Origin of the sequence: Lentzea roselyniae (assembly GCF_039537795.1) — a bacterium.
GTDB lineage: Bacteria > Actinomycetota > Actinomycetes > Mycobacteriales > Pseudonocardiaceae > Lentzea > Lentzea atacamensis.
Map to the genome: position 1 here is coordinate 59,471 of NZ_BAABBE010000015.1, position 19,161 is coordinate 78,631.

Sequence of the window (19,161 nt, forward strand, 5' to 3'; positions counted from 1 at the left end):
GATGCCAGGGTTGCGCAAGGTGTTTCGCGACGCCATGGGCCGGGTGCACTCACTCCGTGTCTTGTCCGCCGCGGGCATGGTGAGTCTCAAGAACTTCAGGATGTCCGTCCAGGCGCTGAAAGAGGTCAAGGTCTGGGGGCCGAACGTCACCGCGCTGCGCCGTTCCGTGCGGTTGAACCCGGACGGTGTCGCGGTCGTCGACGAACGCGGTTCGGTGACCTACCGGCAGCTCGACAGACGGTCCACCGCGATCGCGCAGGGCCTGCGCTCGCTGGGGGTGCAGCACACCCACATCGTCGCGCTGATGTGCCGCAACCACCGCGGAATGGTCGAGTCGTTGCTGGCGTGCGCGAAGCTCGGCGTCCGCGTGCTGCTGGTGAACACCGGCTTCGGCGCGCCGGTCGTTCTGGATCTCCTGCAACGTGAGCGCGCTTCCGTCGTCATCCACGACGAGGAGTTCACGCCGCTGTTCCACCAGCTGCCGCCGTCGATCCCGCGCTGGCTCGCGTGGTCGCGCGACGGGCTCGACCGTCGTACCCCGACACTCGACCAGCTGGTGGCCAAGGCGCCTCGCGGCGAGCTGGAACCGCCGCGCGAACCAGGAGTCGTCATCCAGCTGACGTCCGGAACCACGGGCGTGCCGAAGGGAACGGCCCGCGAGATCAAGTCGGTGCTGACGGCGTCGGACTTCCTCGACCGCATCCCGATGCGCTCCGGCGAGTCGACGTTCATCGCCGCGCCGATCTTCCACTCGGTCGGCTACTCGCACCTGACGCTCGCCATGTCGCTGGGCTCGCGCGCGGTGCTGCAACGCCGGTTCGACCCGCGCAAGACGCTGTGGTCGGTGCAGGGCCAGCGCTGCACGACGATCGTGCTGGTGCCGACGATGCTGCAGCGCATCATGGAGCTCGACCGGCACGTGATCGACTCGTTCGACCTCTCGCACCTGCGCGTCGTGTTCTGCTCGGGTTCCACGTTGTCGACGGACCTCGTGCACCGGACGCAGGCGGTGCTGGGCCCGGTGCTCTACAACCTCTACGGCAGCACGGAGGTCGCGGTCGCCACCGTGGCCACACCGGAAGACCTCGCGGCCGCACCGTCGAGCGTCGGCATGCCACCGCACAACTGCATCGTGCGGATCTACGACAAGGACGGGAACCGGATCACCCGCTCGTTCGTGACGGGCCGCGTCTTCGTGCGCGGCTCGCTGACCGTCGACGAGTACACGGACGGCTCGCAGAAGGAACGCATCGACGGCCTCGTCGCGACCGGCGACCTCGGCCACTTCGACCCGAGCGGACGGCTCTACTTCGACGGCCGCGAGGACGACATGATCGTGTCCGGCGGGGAGAACGTGTACCCGGTCGAGGTGGAGAACCTGCTGATGACGCACTACCGGGTGCGCGACGCGGCGGTGCTCGGTGTGCCGGATCCCGAGTACGGGCAACGGTTGCGCGCGTTCGTGGTGCCGGTGGCGGGGGCGCGGATCGACGTGCGGGAGCTGCGCGAGTTCGTGCGGACCCGGCTGGCGAGGCACAAGGTTCCGCGTGAGGTCGTGGTCGTGCCGAACCTGCCGCGCAACGCGACCGGGAAGGTGCTGCGGCGTCAGCTGCTGGCGATCCGGCTGGGGCCGCAACAGGCTTCGCAGTGACGGCTTGGGGCGGAACGCGCGGCACGGCAGAACGAGGGGGACTAATCCAGCCGTGACGCGCGTTCCTGGTTTTGGGGAGCGCACGACCCGCGTCGTCGGGGACTCGGGCAGAAACGCGGGTCGTGCGCTCGGTCGGGTTACCGCTCGAAGCGGTCACCGCGGTCGCTGAACGGGCCGCGCTGCTCGAAGCGGTCACCCCGGTCACCGCGGTCGGGCCCGCGGTCGCCGCGCTCGTAGACGCGGACGTGGCCGGGTCCCCGGTGGTCGTCGAAGCGGTTGGCCGCGACCGCGCCCACGATGCCGCCGCCGAGGACGAGGCCCAGCAGGCCCACGGCGACCAGCTGGGTGGTTCGGTGGCCGGCGAAACGCCGCACCCTGCCGGGACCCGCGGCTGGGGGGATCGGTGCCGCTGCCGGTGGTGCCTCCGCGGCTGTCGCTGCGGGTGTGTCTGCGGGCGTCGCGCCGGCGGGTGCTCCGGCCGAGGGTGCCGCGGTGGGCGTGTCTGCGGGTGTCGCGCCGGCGGGCGCTCCGGCGGCAGCGGGCTGCTCGGCCGCTGACTGCGGTCCGGGCGCGGCTGTCTGCGCATCGGCCGGTTGTGATCCGGGCACGGCCGGAAGCTCGGCGGTCGGCTGCTGCTGACCGGGCGTGGCCGGCGCGTCGGCCGGCAGCGGGGTCGTTGCCTGGTCCGGTGCGGGCCGGGCCGCCTGCGGTTCGTTCTGTGCCCTGTCCCGGGGCGGCTCCGGCGGTGGAGGCGCCTGTCCCTGCTCGCTCATGTCCTCAACGATGCGCCGTTCGGCTGAGCTGAGCCTGACAGCCACCTGTTCGTTTCCTGAAGCCCGGCGGTGTCGCGCGTGGAGTTCAGGATCGGGCGTGAGGCGGTGAAGATGTGCCGCTGGTCGGCGTAGGTCGCACCGAAGAGCTCGGGATCGAGGACGCCCGACCACACGAAGTGCAACGTCGTGCGCGTGCCGTCGCGGGCGTCGCGGCGCGCGTAGTGGTCACGGAGGTCGGCGTACAGCAGGCGCAGTTCGTCCCGGTTCGACTCGGTCAGGCGGACCGGGCATTCGACCACCAGGTCGTGCATGGCGTGCTCCTATCGGCGGGCGGGGCCGGGCACACAGACTGCTCTCCCCGTCCTGCGCGACGCATCCGAAAAACCACTCAGACGGGCTGCGTATGAATCGCGAGCGGAAACCACCCGGTCGAGCTAACTGACGCGGGCTCCGCGCGTCCGGTTCCAACGCCGCCCGAAACCGGTTGCGGTCACGGGGTTCGATAGAGCCATGGAACTCGTACCGCTCCGCAAGGAGCTCGCCCCGCAGATGCTCCTCGGCGGGCCGAACGAAGCCGAGGTCAGGAAGCTGACCGGGTCGCACGCCACGTTCACGCTGGAGGACTACGAGGCGTACATCGAGCGGACGCTGAACGACCCGAACCGCTACACCCGCGCCATCACCGAGGACGGCAGGTTCCTCGGCGAGGTCGTGCTCACGATCAACCCGCACAACCGGTCGGCCGGCCTGCGGATCTTCCTGCAGGACGGGTTCGGCAAGGGCTACGGCACCGCCGCGATCAAGCACGTTCTCGGCTACGCGTTCGGCGAGCGGGACCTCCACCGGGTGGACCTGGAGGTGTACGAGTTCAACGACCGGGCGATCCACGTCTACAAGAAGTGCGGCTTCCGGGAAGAGGGGCGGCTGAGGGACGCGCTCCTCTGGGAAGGCGAGTTCTACGACGCGATCGTCATGTCCATCTTGAGCACCGATAACATCTGACCTGAAAACCCAAACTTCCAGCTAGGAGTCATCGTGTCCGAGTCGCGCCCAGCAGTCGCCCAGAACCCGCCGCGCGTGGTGGTTCCGGCTGGGACGACGGCGGGCACGGCCGTGCGCGAGGCCGGCCTCCCCGGCAAGGGCTCCGACGCGATCGTCGTCGTGAAGGACGCCGAGGGCCACCTGCGCGACCTGTCGTGGACCCCGCAGGTCGACGTCGAGGTCGAGGCCGTCGCCGCGGACACCGAGGACGGCCGCAGCGTCATCCGCCACTCCGCCGCGCACGTGCTGGCCCAGGCGGTGCAGCAGCAGTTCCCCGAGGCCAAGCTCGGCATCGGCCCGCCCGTGAAGGACGGCTTCTACTACGACTTCCAGGTCGACAAGCCCTTCACCCCCGAGGACCTGCAGGCGCTCGAGAAGCGCATGAAGCAGATCATCAAGTCCTCGCAGCGGTTCTCCCGCCGCGTCGTCGAGTCGGTCGACGCCGCGAAGGAGGAGCTCGCGAAGGAGCCGTTCAAGCTGGAGCTCGTCGACATCAAGAGCGACGTCGACACCAGCGAGGTCATGGAGGTCGGCGGCGGCGAGCTGACCATCTACGACAACCTCGACCCGCGCTCGGGCGAGCAGGTGTGGGGCGACCTGTGCCGCGGCCCGCACGTGCCGACCACCAAGCACATCCCGGCGTTCAAGCTGACCCGCGTGGCCGCCGCCTACTGGCGCGGCAACGAGAACAACCCGCAGCTGCAGCGCATCTACGGCACCGCGTGGGAGTCGCAGGAGGCGCAGGACGCGTACCTGGAGCGGCTGGCCGAGGCCGAGCGGCGCGACCACCGCAAGCTCGGTGTGGAGCTGGACCTGTTCAGCTTCCCCGACGAGATCGGCTCCGGCCTCGCGGTGTTCCACCCCAAGGGCGGCGTGATCCGCAAGGCCATGGAGGACTACTCCCGGCAGCGGCACGTCGAGGCGGGCTACGAGTTCGTCTACTCGCCGCACATCACCAAGGGCAACCTGTTCGAGGTCTCCGGCCACCTCGACTGGTACCGCGACGGCATGTACCCGGCGATGCACCTCGACGCCGAGCTGAACGAGGACGGCACGGTCCGCAAGCCCGGCCAGGACTACTACCTCAAGCCGATGAACTGCCCGTTCCACGACCTGATCTTCAAGTCGCGCGGGCGTTCGTACCGCGAGCTGCCGTTGCGCATGTTCGAGTTCGGCTCGGTGTACCGCTACGAGAAGTCCGGCGTGGTGCACGGTCTCACCCGAGTGCGCGGCATGACGCAGGACGACGCGCACATCTTCTGCACCCGCGACCAGATCCGCGACGAGCTGAAGTCGCTGCTGACGTTCGTGCTGGACCTGCTGCGCGACTACGGCCTGGACGACTTCTACCTGGAGCTCTCGACCAAGAACCCCGAGAAGTACGTGGGTGCGGACGAGATCTGGGAGGAGGCGACCGAGACGCTGGCGTCGGTGGCCCGCGAGTCCGGTCTGGAGCTCGTGCCGGATCCCGGCGGCGCCGCGTTCTACGGCCCGAAGATCTCGGTGCAGTGCCGTGACGCGCTCGGCCGCACCTGGCAGATGTCGACCATCCAGCTCGACTTCAACCTGCCGGAGCGGTTCGAGCTCGAGTACACCGGGCCGGACGGCGCGCGGGTGCGTCCGGTCATGATCCACCGCGCGCTGTTCGGTTCGGTGGAGCGGTTCTTCGGCGTGCTGACCGAGCACTACGCGGGCGCGTTCCCGGCGTGGCTCGCTCCGGTGCAGGTCATGGGTATCCCGGTGACCTCGGAGAACGCCGACCACCTGTTCGCGGTGCGCGACGTGCTCAAGCGCAAGGGCATCCGGGTCGAGGTCGACGCGTCCGACGACCGCATGCAGAAGAAGATCCGCAACCACACCATGCAGAAGGTGCCGTTCATGCTCCTGGCCGGCGCCAAGGACGTGGAGGCGAACGCGGTGTCGTTCCGGTTCCGCGACGGCACGCAGATCAACGGCGTTCCGGTCGAGCGCGCCGTCGAGCAGATCGTGGAGTGGGTGCAGCGCCGGGAGAACGCCTCGCCCACGGCGGAACTGCTCTCGTGACGCCTGAGTTTTCCGAACAGGACGGTGTGGGGGTCCCCGACGCTTTGCAGCGTTTGTGGACCCCGCACCGGATGTCCTATGTCCGCGGTGAGGGCAAGGCCGACGGTGACGAACCTTCCGGTTGCCCGTTCTGCCGAGTTGTCGAGTTGGACGACTCGGCGGGTCTGATCATCGCGCGCGGTGCCGAGGTCTTCGCTGTTTTGAACCTCTACCCGTACAACCCGGGGCATCTGATGGTGCTGCCGTATCGGCACGTGCCGGACTACGCGGATCTGACTCTCTCGGAGACGGCGGAGTTCGCCGCGTTCACGCAGAAGGCGATGCGGGTGGCGCGGCACGTGGCGGCGCCGCACGGGTTCAACATCGGCATGAACCAGGGTCTTGTCGCGGGCGCGGGGATCGCCGCTCATCTGCACCAGCACGTGGTGCCGCGGTGGGGCGGGGACGCGAACTTCATGCCGGTCATCGGGCACACGAAGGTGCTGCCGCAGCTGCTGGGGGAGACCCGCGAGCTGCTGGCGAAGGGTTGGAAGGCTGTCGACTGACGATCGCTGCCTATTGACTTTCGATAGATGGTGAGTGATAGTCGATCCATGCCTCGACTGCTGCTGCCCTTGGTCGGTTGTGTTCTCGTCGTCGCTCTGGGCGTCGGCGCCATCATGTACGCCCACCACGACGACGCGCCCGGTCTCGGGCTCATCGGTTTCGTGCTGATCTTCGGTGCCATCGGATTCAGTGTGCGCGCGGTATTGCGCGGACGTAAGTCCGTCTGACTAAACGCGGCGTTTAGCGAACACGTGCTGTGATTGAAAGCCGTACCAATTCCTGGACAAAAGAGTGACAAAAACCACCCACGTTGTCCGGGCGGGACAATCAGGCGGGTTTCCAGCTCGCACGGAATAGCATCGTTGCAACTTTCGGGTGTTTCTCGTCAGCCGGTCGAGACGAAATGCCAGCGCAAAGCGATTCCAGGTAGGTGAGATCACCCACCTGGAGGTGTCAAGGGTGAGTCAAGTCCCCGCCGATGGCCGATCGTCTGAGCGTGCACAGATGGTTACGGTGCGAACATGACCGCACCTGAGCGTTCGCGATTAGCAAGAGAACGGCTTTCGCGTGAGTTACGCCGGTTGCGCACCGAGGCGAAGATGACCGGCACGGCGACCGCCCGTGCCACCGGGATGAGCCAGTCCAAGCTGTCGAAGATCGAGAACGGCATGCTGCTCCCGTCCGTCACGGACGTGGAGCGTCTCGTCGCCGAGCTGGCCGCGACGAGGGAGACGCGCATCGAACTGGTCGAACTCGCCAGGTCGCTGCACGCGGAGGCGGAGACCCGCCGCGTCGTGCTGCACCGAGGGGCGCACCGCCACCAGCAGACGATCAGCCGCGTGGAGGCACGCGCTGCGACATCGAGGTTCTTCCAGGTCAACCTGGTGCCCTCGTTGCTGCAGTCCGAGTCCTACCTGCGGATCGTGCTGGGGACGATGCCGCAGTCCGAACAGGAGGCCGCCGTAGCCGCTCTGCGCATCAGACGCTCGCGGATGGACGACCTCGCGAAGCAGTTCGTGTTCGTGCTGACCGAGAGCGCGCTGCGCTGGCGGATGGGCTCGGCGGAGCTGATGGCGGAACAGGTCGAGCACCTGGCCGCGATCCAGCGCCGCCCGAACGTCCGCCTCGGCGTCGTACCGTGGTCGGCCGACGCGAACGTGGTGGCACTGCACGGTTTCCAGATCTACGACGAGCGCGTCGTCACGGTCAGCGTGCTGACCGGCAACGCCACCATCACCGACCCGCTGGACGTGCGGGAGTACCTCGCGCTGTTCGGCAGGCTGGAGCGGCTGGCGGTGCGCGGGGAGGAGCTGCAGGCGTTGCTGAAACGGATCGCGGAGGATCACCGCAGGCTCGGCTAGAGGGGGCGGGGGATTCTCTCGGGGGTCATCTTCAGGCGTGCGTGTGCTCGCCGTGGGCTCGTCCGGGCCGCGGCGATGGAAGCTGGAAGCCTCTTCGCGGGTGCCGCCTCACCCGCGAGCAGCGCGTTTCGGCAGTCCAGCTAGGCTGCGACACGCCATGCTGAACATCTTCGCTCGCGCGTCCGTCTCGCGCGTCACCGATCCGATCGGGGCGTGGCTGCTGGCGCGTGGCCTCACGCCCAACGTCGTCACCGTGATCGGCACGGTCGGCGCCGTCGCGAGCGCACTGTGGTTCATCCCCCGCGGGCAGCTGTTCCTCGGCTGCGCGCTGGTGACGTTCTTCGTGCTGCTCGACCTGATCGACGGCGCGATGGCCCGTGCCCAGGGGCCCACGAAATTCGGCGCCGTCCTCGACGCCACCTGCGACCGCATCGCCGACGGGGCCCTGTTCGCCGCGCTCACCTGGTACGCGTTCGCCAGTGGCAGCACCTGGACCGCCGCGGCCGGGTTCATCTGCCTGGTGGCCTCGCAGGTGATCTCCTACGTGAAGGCGCGCGCCGAGGCGTCCGGGCTCAGCGCCGACGGTGGCCTCGCCGAGCGCGCCGAGCGGTTCATCGTCGCCCTCGTCGGCGCCGGTGTGCAGGGGCTCGGCGTGCCGCACCTCATGGACATCTCGCTGTGGCTGCTCGCGGTCATGACGGTGGCCACCGTGATCCAGCGCGTCCTCGCCGTGGCGAAGTCGGCGCGGGAGGCGGCGTGAACCTCGCGACGCTCGGATACACCGCCGGGTGGCGGCTCATCCGCCTGTTGCCGCAGTCGTGGGCCCGCGCGCTGTTCCGGCTCGGCGCGGACTACGCGGCCAAGCGCGGTGGTGCGAGCGTCGAGCAGCTGCGCACGAACCTGCGCAGGGTCGTGCCGCAGGCGGGCGAGGACGAGCTGGACGACCTGGTGCGCGACTCGCTCCGGTCGTACGCGCGGTACTGGTGCGAGGCGTTCCGCCTGCCGTCGATGGACCTGCGCGCCGTCTACGAGAAGTGCGACTCGCAGGTGTCCGGCCAGGAGAACCTCGACGCGGCCCTGAAAGAGGGCACCGGCGCGGTCGTGGCCCTCCCGCACAGCGGCAACTGGGACATGGCCGGCGTGTGGCTCGTTGGCCACTCCGGCACGTTCACGACGGTCGCCGAGCGGCTGAAGCCCGAGTCGCTGTACCGCAAGTTCGTGGAGTTCCGCGAAACCCTCGGCTTCGAGGTGCTGCCGCTCAACGGCGGCGACCGTCCACCCGCGACGGTGCTGGCCGAACGGCTGCGCGCCAACAAGGTCGTCTGCCTGCTCGCCGACCGCGACCTGACCTCGACCGGTGTCCCCGTCACGTTCTTCGGCGAGCAGACCCTGATGCCCGCCGGTCCGGCGCACCTGGCCATGACGACGGGGGCCGCGCTGCTCCCGGTCGGCTGCTGGTTCACCCAGGACGGCTGGCACTTCCGGATCCACCCGCCGATCAAGGTCAGCACCGTCGCGGCCGCGACGCAGGCCATCGCGGACGTGTTCGCCGCCGACATCGCAGCGCACCCCGCGGACTGGCACATGCTGCAACAGCTCTGGCTCGCCGACCTGCCGGAAAGCCGCCGTGCCGCCCTCTCCAGGAGGCTCTCGCGGTGAAGGTGGGGATCGTCTGCCCGTACTCCTTCGACGTGCCAGGGGGAGTGCAGGCCCACGTCGTCGACCTCGCGCGCGCCCTGATCTCGCTCGGGCACACGGTCGACGTGCTGGCGCCCGCGGACGACGACCAGTCGCTGCCGGAGTTCGTCACCTCGGCCGGCCGTGCGGTCGGCATCCCGTACAACGGTTCCGTCGCCCGGCTTTCCTTCGGACCGGTCTCGTACGCGCGGGTGCGCCGCTGGATCGACGAGCACTCGTTCGACGTCCTGCACCTGCACGAGCCCACCGCGCCGTCGCTGTCGTTCCTGGCGCTGATGGTCGCCGACGGCCCGATCGTCGCCACGTTCCACACCTCGACCCCGCGTTCCAAGATGCTCTCGGCGTTCCAGGGCGTGCTGCAGCCGTTCCTGGAGAAGGTCACCGCCCGCATCGCCGTGTCCGCGCTGGCCCGCCGCGTCCAGGTCGAGCACCTCGGCGGCGACGCCGTGGAGATCCCCAACGGCGTCGACGTCGACTTCTTCGCCTCGGCGTCCACTTTGGACGGCTATCCGCGTCCCGGCGGCACGATCGGCTTCGTGGGCCGCTACGACGAGCCGCGCAAGGGCATGCCGATCCTGTGGGAGGCGTTCGGCCTCATCGCCGACGAGTTCCCGGACCTGCGGCTGCTGGTCGTGGGCCGCGGCGAGACGTCGTTCGACGGGCCGTACGCCGACCGGGTCGATCTGCTCGGCCAGGTCGACGACGCCGAGAAGGCCAGGATGCTGCGCAGCTGCGACGTCTACGTGGCCCCGAACACCGGCGGCGAGTCCTTCGGCATCATCCTGACCGAGGCCATGGCCGCGGGCACCGCCGTGGTGGCGAGCGATCTCGACGCGTTCCGCCGCGTGCTGGACGACGGCAAGGCCGGGGTGCTGTTCCCGGTCGGCGACGCGGCCGGCCTGGCCGACGCGCTCCGTTCCGTGCTGCGCGACTCCGCTCTGCGCGCCGAGTACGTCGACCTCGCCTCGCAGCGCGTGCAGGCCTTCGACTGGTCCGTCGTCGCGAGCCAGGTCCTGCGCGTCTACGAGACGGCCATCGCCGCCGACCCGCGCCGGGTGGGCGAGGCATGACCACCGCGCTGGTCGTCGTCCTCGTCTCGCTGCTGCTGGCCGCCTGGATCATCTCCATCGCCAACCGCCTGGACCGCCTGCACGTCCGCACCGACGCCGCCTGGGCCGCCCTGGACGCCGCCCTGGCCCGCCGCGCCGTCGTGACGCGCGCTCTGCTCGACCCGGCGTTGTCGGCGGCGGCCTCCCGTGCCGAGTCGGCGTCACGAGCCGACCGCGAGCTGGCCGAGAACGAGCTCTCCGGGCTGCTGGGCGCCCTGGACCGCTCGGCGCTCGCTCCCGCGCTGGCGTTCGAGCTCGCCGACGCCGAGGAACGCGTCGTGCTGGCCCGCCGCGTCCACAACGACGCCGTCCGCGACACGCTCCTGCAGCGCCGCCGCCGCATCGTCCGCTGGCTGCGCCTGTCCGGCACCGCGCCGCAGCCGTCGTACTTCGAGATCGCCGAACCCGCGGCGCCCTCCGACGCCGTGATGCTCACGCCCCGGCCGTCCGCGCGTGTGGTGCTGACGGACCCGTCGGGTCGCGTGCTGCTGTTCCAGGGCTTCGACCCGGCGCGCCCCCAGGAACTCTTCTGGTTCACCGTCGGCGGCGGCGTGGAGGACGGCGAGGAGCTGCGCGACGCGGCCCTCCGCGAGGCCTTCGAGGAGACGGGCCTCAAGCTCTCGCCGGACGCGTTGATCGGACCGGTGTGGCGCCGCCGCGCGGTGTTCAGCTTCGACGGCGAGACGTTCGACGCGGAGGAGTGGTTCTTCCACGCCCGCGTCGACGGTGATCCGGCCATCGACACCTCGGGCTTCAACGACGTCGAGGAGAGCACCATCTCCGGCCACCGGTGGTGGAGCGCCGAGGAGCTGGAGTCCACTGAGGACACCGTGTACCCGGTGCAGCTGGCCGAGCTCCTGCCTGCGTTGACCGCTGACTGGGATGGCCAGACCCGGACGGTCCGCTGATCTCCTGTCGCTTGTGGACAGTGCAGATGATCACGATTCGAACCGAGCTGTTGGATCTTGGTCGGGCACGGTGCATGATCCCTTCGGTCACCCAAATGGGTGACACTCGGAAGGAGTAACACGTGCGTTTGTTCACGAAGGCCCTGGCACTGCTGGCGACGGTCGTCGCCGTGGTCGGGATCGGCACCTCGCCCGCGCTCGCCGCCACGAGCTACAGCGTCACCGAGTCCAACGACGTCGGTACGCAGCACGCGCGCGCCTGGGGATCGATCAACTGGACGGGCGCGCGCAGCTTCAACATCGGCACGGCCTACCTGCGGGACCTCGCGTGCGACAACCAGCCGGTGTTCTGGTACATCGACGTCGACAACCGCTGGACCGGCACTGAGCGCTTCTGGCACGGCGGCTGCAACACGCAGACGTCCTGGTCGAACGTCGGCGCGAGCGACACGTTCAACATCAGGGTGATCGTGATCTACGTCTGCCGCGACACGCTCTTCCCGGAGTGCGACGCCAAGTCCTACCGCAACCCGAACGTGGCGTGACGAGGTCGTGAGCCGGGCGTTGTCCCCGGCTCACAGCACGGCCTGTTGCCGCCAGAAGGCGAGTCCCTCCAGGGTGGCCTGCACGTCCGGATGGCCGGGGCCGAGCACTCGCAGGCGATCGGCCAGCAGCTGCTCGAACTCCCTCGCCGCACGTGCCGGATCGCCGAGGTGACCCACGCAGTCGAGGAGGACGGACCGGGTCGACAGCGTTTTGGGGTGGTCGGCACCGAGCACGCGCGTCGAGTCGGTGAGCAGTTGCCGCAGTTCGGCGTGGCCACCGGCCACGTCGCCGGACTCCGCGCGTTCACACGCCAGGTTGTGCCTGGTGGCGAGGGTCTGCGGGTGATCAGGTCCGTAGACCCGGAGCTGGTCGGTGAGCAGCCGTTCGAACTCCGCCGGCTGACTGCCGGGGGTGGCCTGGCCGCGGAGGTTCGTGAGGTCGTGCTGGACGGCCAGCGTGTCGGGGTCGTCGGGCCCGAACAGCTCGACGTGGGTGGAGAGAAGCTGTTCGAGCTCGGCGATGGCACCGGTCAGGTCACCGGTCTCGGCGAGCAGGCGCGCGCGATCGTGGCGTGCCCGCATCACATCGGCGAACATCTCGGCGCGATCTGATCGGCGCACCCGTGTCGCGGCGGCGAAGAACCGGTCGTAGTCGGCGAAGGCGCCGGCCGTGTCACCGGATCGGCCGCGCCACTTGGCGAGGCTGCTGAGCTGGATCAGCGTGAAGTAGTTGTACGGGCCGAGGCTCTGGACGCTCGAGTGGTACAGCCGCTCGAAGTGGTCCCTGGCCTCGGCCACGAGTCCGCACAGGCCGAGGCTGCTGCCCAGCTTGAACGGCAGCAGATGGGTGTCGCGTCCCTCCAGGTGTGTGCCACCCGCTGCCACCAGAGCCGTGGCGTTGGCGCGGATCACCTGCCCGCGTTCGTCCATGCTTTCCAAGGCCGGCCAGGCGTCCACGAGGGCGTCGGCGGCGGCCCGCACAGACCTCTTCTCCTGCTTGACGTTCCACGTGTCGCGCGTGGCCTGCTGCACCAGGGCGTGGATCCGGGCCTCGCCGCCGTCCAGGGTGACCAGGCTCAGCCGGTGCAGGCCGGCGAGCACGTCCCGCACGCCGGCCTCGTCGAGCCGGTACCCGGTGCGCGAGGTGAGGTACTCCCGCACGGACGGTCCGGTGAGCACGTCGAGCGGAATGCCGTTGGGGCTCAGGACACTCGCGATGTCGAGCAGCAGCCCTGCGACCTTGCGCGGCCTCAGCGTCTCCGCCTGCTCCATCGACAACGACCAGGTGGCGGCGATGGTGGTCAGGTGTTCGTCCGCGGCGTTCCCACGGCGGAGCTTCCCCAGCCGGGCAACGTAGTCCGCGCACGACAGATGCGCGTCGAGCATGTACGCACCCGCCTGGGCCAGTGCCAGCGGCAAGCTTCCCAACGCGCGCACCACTTCGGCCGCGCCGTGGAGCAACGTGGGCTGACCGCCGAGCACGGCCTGCAGATAGGTCAGTCCCTCGTGCTCGCTGAAGACACCGACGTCGACGACCTGCCGCCCGTCTCCCAGCAGGGCCGCGTCCCGGCGCCGGGTCGTGACCAGCACCAGCCCGTCCCCCGGCGGCCACAGCCCGGCGAGATCGGCGGGATCCTGGAGGTCGTCGAGCACGACGAGCCACGGCTCCTCGGTGCGCGCCAGCCACTCCAGCAGCCTGCGCGCGCCCTTCTCCGGTCCGAGGTCGTCGCGCCCGGTGAGCTCGGCCGCCGCCTCGGCGTACGCGGACACGACGGCTTCCCGCGTGCCCGCGGTGACCCAGACCAGCAGGTTCACCTCGCGCCCTGACCACATCCGCTGGGCGAGGTCGGCTGCCAGCTGGGTTTTGCCGACGCCGCCCATGCCGGACAGGACCGTGGTCCGCGACGGGGTCAGGCCGGGCCTTGCCTGGAAGGACGCCGTGCGCTGTGGCACCACACCGATCTGGAGCGGCAACTCCGCGGGAGGCCGCGTGGCCGAGTGCTGGTGCAGGGTGAAGTCGCCGGCGATGTAGCCGATCTGCACGTTGTCACCGAGCACGTCGCCGTGGACGGTGTTCTGCACGGACAGCGGCTCGACCTCGTCAGGCATCAGATCATTCTGGCCGAGTCCGATCGAACGTGTCCTCCGAATCGGAGGAGGGCACTAGCGTGGCTGACCGGGGGAAGGAGCACTGGTTGCCGATGAGGAACCTCGTCGCCGCTGTCGTGGCGCTGGGCCTGCTCGTCGGCGGGTGCGTCCCGCAGGCGCCGTACGACCCCATCGCGGTGCGCCTCACCGAATCCGGGCAGGTGGAGATCGTCTACACGAGCTGTCAGCCGCTGCCGGTGGTTACCGCGGAGGTCGTGGCCCCGAGGGAGCAGATCTTCGACGACGGTGACCCGCGGCTGTGGCACGTGGGCTTCTCGCCACCCGTGGACCTCAAGCAGTTCGTCGTCGGTGAAACACCGTCCGGCGCGGTGGACCGGGTTCCGTTCCAGCAGCCGCAGCCGGGCCAGATCCTCGTCGCGCGCATCGTGCTGCACGGTGACCTGGCCCTGTACCTCGACTTCACGCTGGACGATCTATCCGGCGGGAAGGTGACGTACCGGCAGAAGAACATGGCGCCGGAGGACTTCCGCCGCGAGACCTCGTGCGGCTGAGCCGGTGGGGAGGGCACGCGTGGTTCGCCCGCCCTCCCCGATCTGCTACACGGCTGGGATGATCGCGGAGCCGTAGGCGTCGCGGGTCTTGTCCTTCTCGTCGTGCATCAGGTAGAGCGCGAAGTTGTCGACGCCGATCTCCTTCAGCTCCTGCAGCCGCTCGATGTGCGCGGACTCGGGACCGACCAGGCAGAACCGGTCCACGATCGCGTCCGGCACGAAGTCGGTCGAGCGGTTGCCCGCCTTGCCGTGGTGGGAGTAGTCGTAGCCCTCGCGGTCCTTGATGTAGTCGGTGAGGGCCTTGGGGACGACGCCGGAGTCGCCGTACCGCGCGACGAGGTCCGCCACGTGGTTGCCGACCATGCCGCCGAACCAGCGCAACTGATCCCGCTGATGGGGGAGATCAGTTCCGACGTAGGCGGGTGCGGCCACGCACATCGTGATGGACGACGGATCCCGGCCCGCGGCGGTGGCAGCCTCCCGGACGGAACCGATGGTCCAGCGGGCGATGTCCGGGTCGGCGGTCTGCAGGATGAAGCCGTCGGCCTGCTCGCCGACCATCTTCAGCGCCTTCGGACCGTAGGCGGCCATCCAGATCTCGAGCTTTCCGTTGCGCACCCACGGGATCCGCACCGGCGTGCCGTGATGCTCGACCTCGCGGCCCTCGGCCAGTTCCTTGATCACGTGCATCGCGGTGCCCAGCGTCGACAGGGACGCGGGTTTCTGGCCGATCACGCGGCGGGCCGAGTCGCCCCGGCCGATGCCGCAGACCGTGCGGTTGCCGAACATGTCGTTGAGCGTGGCGAACAGCGACGCCGTCACCGACCAGTCCCGAGTGGACGGATTGGTGACCATGGGGCCGATGATCAGGTCACGGGTGGCCGCGAGCACCTGGGAGTAGATGACGAACGGCTCCTGCCACAGCACGCAGGAGTCGAACGTCCAGCCGTAGCGGAAGCCGCAGTCCTCGGCGGCGCGGAGGCCGTCCACCACGTCCCGCGCCGGCGGGTCGGTCTGCAGCACGATGCCGAAGTCCACGATGATCCTTCCTAGACCAGGTACTGGTTGAGGTCGCGGGACACGAAGCGGCCGTGGCCCGTCGAGCCGTGGTAGGCACCGTCCGCGATCACCTTGCGGCCTCGCGAGAACACGGTGTCGACCTTGCCCGTCACCTCGAAACCCTCGTAGGCCGAGTAGTCCACGGCCATGTGGTGGGTCTCCGACGAGATGGTCTGCGTCGCCGCCGGGTCGTAGATCACGACGTCGGCGTCGGCACCCGGAGCGATCACGCCCTTGCGCGGGTACATGCCGAACATGCGTGCCGGGGTGGTCGAGGCGATCTCCACCCAGCGCTCGCGGGTGATCTCGCCCTTCACCACGCCCTGGTGCAGCAGGTCGACGCGGTGCTCGACGCCCGGCATGCCGTTGGGGATCTTGGAGAAGTCGCCGAGGCCCAGCTGCTTCTGGTCCTTGAAGCAGAACGGGCAGTGGTCGGTGCTGACCACCGAGAGGTCGTTCGTCCGCAGGCCCCGCCACAGCGACGACTGGTGTTCCTTGGGGCGCAACGGAGGCGACGCCACGTACTTCGCACCCTCGAAGCCCGGCCTGGCGAGGTCCTCCAGTGACAGGTAGAGGTACTGCGGGCACGTCTCGGCGAACACGTTCTGGCCCGTGTCCCGTGCGGCCGTCACCGCGTCAAGCGCCTGCGCGGCGGACAGGTGCACGATGTACAACGGAGAACCGGTCACCTTGGCCAGCTGGATGGCGCGGGACGTGGCCTCGCCCTCCAGCTCCGGCGGGCGGGTCAGGCCGTGCTGGACCGGATCGCCCAGGCCGTTGGCCAGCGCCTGGGCGACGAGCTGGTCGATCGCGATGCCGTTCTCCGCGTGCATCATGATCGTGGCGCCGGTCTCGCGGGCCTTCTGCATGGCGCGCAGGATCTCGCCGTCCGTGGCGTAGAAGACGCCGGGGTAGGCCATGAACATCTTGAAGCTGTTCACGCCGGCCGCGATGCAGGACTCCATCTCCTTCAGCGACTCGTCGGTCACGTCGGAGATGATCATGTGGAAGCCGTAGTCGATGGCGCAGTTGCCGTCGGCCTTGCTGTGCCACTTGTCCAGAGTGGACAGCAGGGAGCTGCCCTTGGGCTGCACGGCGAAGTCGACGATCGTGGTGGTCCCGCCCCACGCCGCCGCGGTCGTGCCGGTCTCGAAGGTATCCGCGGACTGCGTGCCGCCGAACGGCATCTCCATGTGGGTGTGCACGTCGATGCCGCCGGGGATGACGTACTTCCCCGCCGCGTCGACGACCTCGTCGGCCTGCACCTCGAAGCCCGGCGTCACCAGGGCGGCGATGTGCTCGCCGTCGATCAGCACGTCGGCGGCGTGCGAGCCGGTCGCGTTGATGACCAGGCCGTTGCGGATCAGTGTGCTCACGGCGTCACCAGACCCTCGTAGGTGTCGGGGCGGCGGTCGCGGTAGAACGCCCAGGTGTCGCGGACCTGGGTCAGCAGGTCCATGTCGAGGTCGCGCACCACGAGCTCTTCCTCGGTGTCGGACGCCGCGTCACCGACCAGCTGGCCGCGCGGGCTGACGAAGTACGTCTGCCCGTAGAACTCGTTGTCGCCCAACGGTTCCACGCCAACGCGGTTGATCGCGCCGACGAAGTACTCGTTCGCGACGGCCGCGGCGGGCTGCTCCAGCCGCCACAGGTACTCGCTCAGCGACCGCGAGGTCGCCGACGGGTTGAACACGATCTTCGCCCCGGCCAGGCCGAGCGCGCGCCAGCCCTCCGGGAAGTGGCGCTCGTAGCAGATGTACACGCCGATCCGGCCGACCGCGGTGTCGAACACGGGGTAACCGAGGTTGCCCGGCTTGAAGTAGAACTTCTCCCAGAACCCCTTGACCTGCGGGATGTGGTTCTTGCGGTACTTGCCGAGGTACGTGCCGTCCGCGTCGATCACAGCCGCGGTGTTGTAGTAGACGCCCGGCTGCTCCTGCTCGTACATCGGCACGATCAGCACAATGTTGTTCTGCGCGGCTACTTCCTTCATCAGCTCCGTCGTGGGGCCGTCCGGAATGCCCTCGGTGTAGGAGTAGAAGTCCGCGTCCTGCACCTGGCAGAAGTAGGGGCCGTAGAAGAGCTCCTGGAGACACAACACCTGCGCGCCCTGAGAAGCGGCGCTGCGGATGTGCTCGACCGCGTTCGCGATCATCGACTCCTTGTCGCCCGTCCACTTCTGCTGGACGAGCGCCGCTCGGATGATGTTGCTCACCTGGTCTTCTCCTTTGCGGTGTTCTCCTTGAGAGCAAGGAAAACCAGGAGGCCGGCGACGAAACCGACCACCCAGTTGTAGTCGTAGAGCGGCTTGAGAAACGGAATCAGCCCGTCGGCGGGGAAGGGCCCGCCGTAGGCACCACCGACCGCGAGCACGCTGCCCACGAGCGTCGCCGCGACAGCGCGCCAGTTCCAGCCGCCGCTGAACCAGTAGCGCCCGCGTTCCAGATAGAGGTCCGCCAGCTCCAGCCGGGTGCGCGACCTCACCCAGTACCCGGCGACGAGAACGCCCGCCACGGCGGCGAGCACACCGCCGTAGAAGCCGAGCCAGGCGAAGATGTAGACCCGAGGGTCGGAGATCAGCCGCCACGGCATGATCGCGATGCCCAGCACGCCGGTGATCAGTCCGCCGACCCGGAAGCTGATGAGCTTCGGCACGGCATTGGAGAAGTCGTAGGACGGGCTCACGACGTTCGCCGCGAGGTTGGTCGAGATGGTGGCGAGGATGACCATCACCAGTCCGATGATCACCGCGACGGGGTTGTCGAACTTGGCCGTCAGCGCGACCGGGTCCCAGATCGCCTCCCCGTACACCACGATCGTGCCCGACGTGGTGATCACCGACAGCAGCGCGATGAACGACATCGTGGTCGGCAGCCCCAGGATCTGTCCCCAGGCCTGCTTGCGCTGGTCGCCGCCGAACCGCGTGAAGTCCGGCATGTTCAGTGACAGCGTCGCCCAGAAGGCGATCATGCCCATCAACGAGGGCGCGAACACCTTCCAGAAGTCGACGCCCCAGCCCAGCTTCGACGGCTCCGAGAAGATCGGGCCGAAGCCGCCGGCCCGCGTCAGGACCCACGCGGCCAGCGCGACCAGGCCGACGGCCACCAGCGGAGCCGCCCAGTTCTCCAGCACGCGCACCGCTTCCATGCCGCGCCAGATGATCACCATCTGCAGCGCCCAGAACGCGAGGAAGCTCAGCCACAGCGTCCACGGCTGCCCCAGCACCTGCGGAGCCGCGCTCCACCCCGTCCCCGCGAGCTTCCCGACGATGATGTGGATGGCCTGTCCGCCCACCCACGTCTGGATGCCGAACCAGCCGCACGCGATGAACGCCCTCAGCAACGCCGCGAGGTTGGCCCCGCGAATGCCGTAGAACGCCCGCGCGAACACGGGGAAGGGGATGCCGTACTTGGTACCGGCGTGGCTGTTCAGCAACATCGGCACCAGCACGATGATGTTGCCGAGGGTGATGGTGAGGAAGGCCTGCAGCCAGTTCATCCCGATCGCGACGAGCCCGGCGGCGAGCAGGTAGCTGGGGATGTTGGTGGCCATGCCCATCCACAGCGCGAAGAAGTTGTAGGTCGTCCACGTCCGCTGCTTGATCGGCACGGGCGCGAGCTCGGGGTTGAAGAACCTGCTGTCCTCGATGGGACGCACGTCGCTCAGTTCGACGCGGCCATCAGGTGTGACCTGGGGTGGTGAGGACTCGACTGCCATCGTTCAACCCCCTGTTACGCTGCTGAAACAACGCCAACGCGGTCGGTTTC

General features: G+C 68.9%; 19 protein-coding genes. 12 read left to right on the forward strand and 7 right to left on the reverse strand.

Annotated elements, in window-relative coordinates:
- The first annotated feature begins 1 nt into the window (after nucleotide 1).
- On the forward strand, nucleotides 2–1,651 hold the full coding sequence (locus ABFX45_RS26215; protein ID WP_109637978.1) for an AMP-binding protein: 1,650 nt from the start codon (nucleotides 2–4) through the stop codon (nucleotides 1,649–1,651).
- A gap of 137 nt (nucleotides 1,652–1,788) precedes the next feature.
- On the opposite strand, the gene ABFX45_RS26220 is transcribed toward ABFX45_RS26215, so the two are convergent.
- Nucleotides 1,789–2,424, reverse strand: coding sequence for a hypothetical protein (locus ABFX45_RS26220; RefSeq protein WP_346132569.1), 636 nt, complete (start codon nucleotides 2,422–2,424; stop codon nucleotides 1,789–1,791).
- On the reverse strand, nucleotides 2,421–2,735 hold the full coding sequence (locus ABFX45_RS26225; RefSeq protein WP_109637793.1) for a hypothetical protein: 315 nt from the start codon (nucleotides 2,733–2,735) through the stop codon (nucleotides 2,421–2,423). Before ABFX45_RS26225 ends, ABFX45_RS26220 begins: the two co-directional genes overlap by 4 nt.
- Before the next feature lie 199 nt (nucleotides 2,736–2,934).
- Here ABFX45_RS26225 and ABFX45_RS26230 point away from each other — a divergent pair, with 199 nt between their 5' ends.
- The 10 genes from ABFX45_RS26230 (at nucleotide 2,935) to ABFX45_RS26275 (ending at nucleotide 11,675) form a co-directional block, all read left to right on the forward strand.
- On the forward strand, nucleotides 2,935–3,426 hold the full coding sequence (locus ABFX45_RS26230) for a GNAT family N-acetyltransferase (protein ID WP_346132571.1): 492 nt from the start codon (nucleotides 2,935–2,937) through the stop codon (nucleotides 3,424–3,426).
- Nucleotides 3,427–3,501: 75 nt separating this feature from the next.
- Nucleotides 3,502–5,508, forward strand: a complete 2,007-nt coding sequence (thrS, locus tag ABFX45_RS26235) for a threonine--tRNA ligase (RefSeq protein ID WP_109637795.1) — start codon at nucleotides 3,502–3,504, stop codon at nucleotides 5,506–5,508.
- The gene (locus tag ABFX45_RS26240; protein WP_428834189.1) at nucleotides 5,505–6,053 is read left to right on the forward strand and encodes an HIT family protein; all 549 of its coding nucleotides are present in this window, start codon (nucleotides 5,505–5,507) and stop codon (nucleotides 6,051–6,053) included. The genes thrS and ABFX45_RS26240 overlap by 4 nt, the downstream gene beginning before the upstream one ends.
- A gap of 48 nt (nucleotides 6,054–6,101) precedes the next feature.
- A complete protein-coding gene (locus ABFX45_RS26245) occupies nucleotides 6,102–6,281 on the forward strand; it encodes a hypothetical protein (RefSeq protein ID WP_346132575.1) in 180 nt (59 codons plus the stop codon).
- A 294-nt stretch (nucleotides 6,282–6,575) separates the two neighbouring features.
- On the forward strand, nucleotides 6,576–7,415 hold the full coding sequence (locus tag ABFX45_RS26250; protein ID WP_109637798.1) for a helix-turn-helix domain-containing protein: 840 nt from the start codon (nucleotides 6,576–6,578) through the stop codon (nucleotides 7,413–7,415).
- Between the two features lie 157 nt (nucleotides 7,416–7,572).
- Nucleotides 7,573–8,175, forward strand: coding sequence for a phosphatidylinositol phosphate synthase (gene pgsA / locus ABFX45_RS26255; RefSeq protein ID WP_346132577.1), 603 nt, complete (start codon nucleotides 7,573–7,575; stop codon nucleotides 8,173–8,175).
- Nucleotides 8,172–9,074, forward strand: a complete 903-nt coding sequence (locus ABFX45_RS26260) for a phosphatidylinositol mannoside acyltransferase (RefSeq protein ID WP_109637800.1) — start codon at nucleotides 8,172–8,174, stop codon at nucleotides 9,072–9,074. The genes pgsA and ABFX45_RS26260 overlap by 4 nt, the downstream gene beginning before the upstream one ends.
- Nucleotides 9,071–10,183, forward strand: coding sequence for a glycosyltransferase family 4 protein (locus ABFX45_RS26265; protein WP_346132580.1), 1,113 nt, complete (start codon nucleotides 9,071–9,073; stop codon nucleotides 10,181–10,183). The genes ABFX45_RS26260 and ABFX45_RS26265 overlap by 4 nt, the downstream gene beginning before the upstream one ends.
- On the forward strand, nucleotides 10,180–11,130 hold the full coding sequence (locus tag ABFX45_RS26270) for an NUDIX hydrolase (protein ID WP_346132582.1): 951 nt from the start codon (nucleotides 10,180–10,182) through the stop codon (nucleotides 11,128–11,130). Before ABFX45_RS26265 ends, ABFX45_RS26270 begins: the two co-directional genes overlap by 4 nt.
- A gap of 122 nt (nucleotides 11,131–11,252) precedes the next feature.
- Nucleotides 11,253–11,675 carry a hypothetical protein gene (locus ABFX45_RS26275; protein ID WP_346132584.1) on the forward strand — a complete coding sequence of 141 codons (423 nt, stop codon included), beginning with the start codon at nucleotides 11,253–11,255 and terminating at the stop codon, nucleotides 11,673–11,675.
- 30 nt (nucleotides 11,676–11,705) lie between these two features.
- Here the strand turns inward: ABFX45_RS26275 and ABFX45_RS26280 are convergent, their stop codons facing one another.
- Nucleotides 11,706–13,784, reverse strand: coding sequence for a tetratricopeptide repeat protein (locus ABFX45_RS26280; RefSeq protein WP_346132586.1), 2,079 nt, complete (start codon nucleotides 13,782–13,784; stop codon nucleotides 11,706–11,708).
- Between the two features lie 59 nt (nucleotides 13,785–13,843).
- Here ABFX45_RS26280 and ABFX45_RS26285 point away from each other — a divergent pair, with 59 nt between their 5' ends.
- A complete protein-coding gene (locus ABFX45_RS26285; RefSeq protein WP_346132588.1) occupies nucleotides 13,844–14,335 on the forward strand; it encodes a hypothetical protein in 492 nt (163 codons plus the stop codon).
- A 45-nt stretch (nucleotides 14,336–14,380) separates the two neighbouring features.
- On the opposite strand, the gene ABFX45_RS26290 is transcribed toward ABFX45_RS26285, so the two are convergent.
- The 4 genes from ABFX45_RS26290 to ABFX45_RS26305 are packed head-to-tail and all read right to left on the reverse strand — an operon-like array spanning nucleotide 14,381 to nucleotide 19,111.
- The gene (locus ABFX45_RS26290) at nucleotides 14,381–15,373 is read right to left on the reverse strand and encodes a TIGR03842 family LLM class F420-dependent oxidoreductase (protein WP_346132590.1); all 993 of its coding nucleotides are present in this window, start codon (nucleotides 15,371–15,373) and stop codon (nucleotides 14,381–14,383) included.
- An 11-nt stretch (nucleotides 15,374–15,384) separates the two neighbouring features.
- Entirely contained in the window at nucleotides 15,385–16,770 is a 1,386-nt protein-coding gene (gene hydA, locus ABFX45_RS26295) for a dihydropyrimidinase (protein WP_109637807.1), read from the reverse strand.
- Nucleotides 16,767–17,609 carry a nitrilase-related carbon-nitrogen hydrolase gene (locus ABFX45_RS26300; RefSeq protein ID WP_109637808.1) on the reverse strand — a complete coding sequence of 281 codons (843 nt, stop codon included), beginning with the start codon at nucleotides 17,607–17,609 and terminating at the stop codon, nucleotides 16,767–16,769. Before ABFX45_RS26300 ends, hydA begins: the two co-directional genes overlap by 4 nt.
- The gene (locus ABFX45_RS26305; protein WP_346132593.1) at nucleotides 17,606–19,111 is read right to left on the reverse strand and encodes an NCS1 family nucleobase:cation symporter-1; all 1,506 of its coding nucleotides are present in this window, start codon (nucleotides 19,109–19,111) and stop codon (nucleotides 17,606–17,608) included. Before ABFX45_RS26305 ends, ABFX45_RS26300 begins: the two co-directional genes overlap by 4 nt.
- Nucleotides 19,112–19,161: the final 50 nt, after the last annotated feature.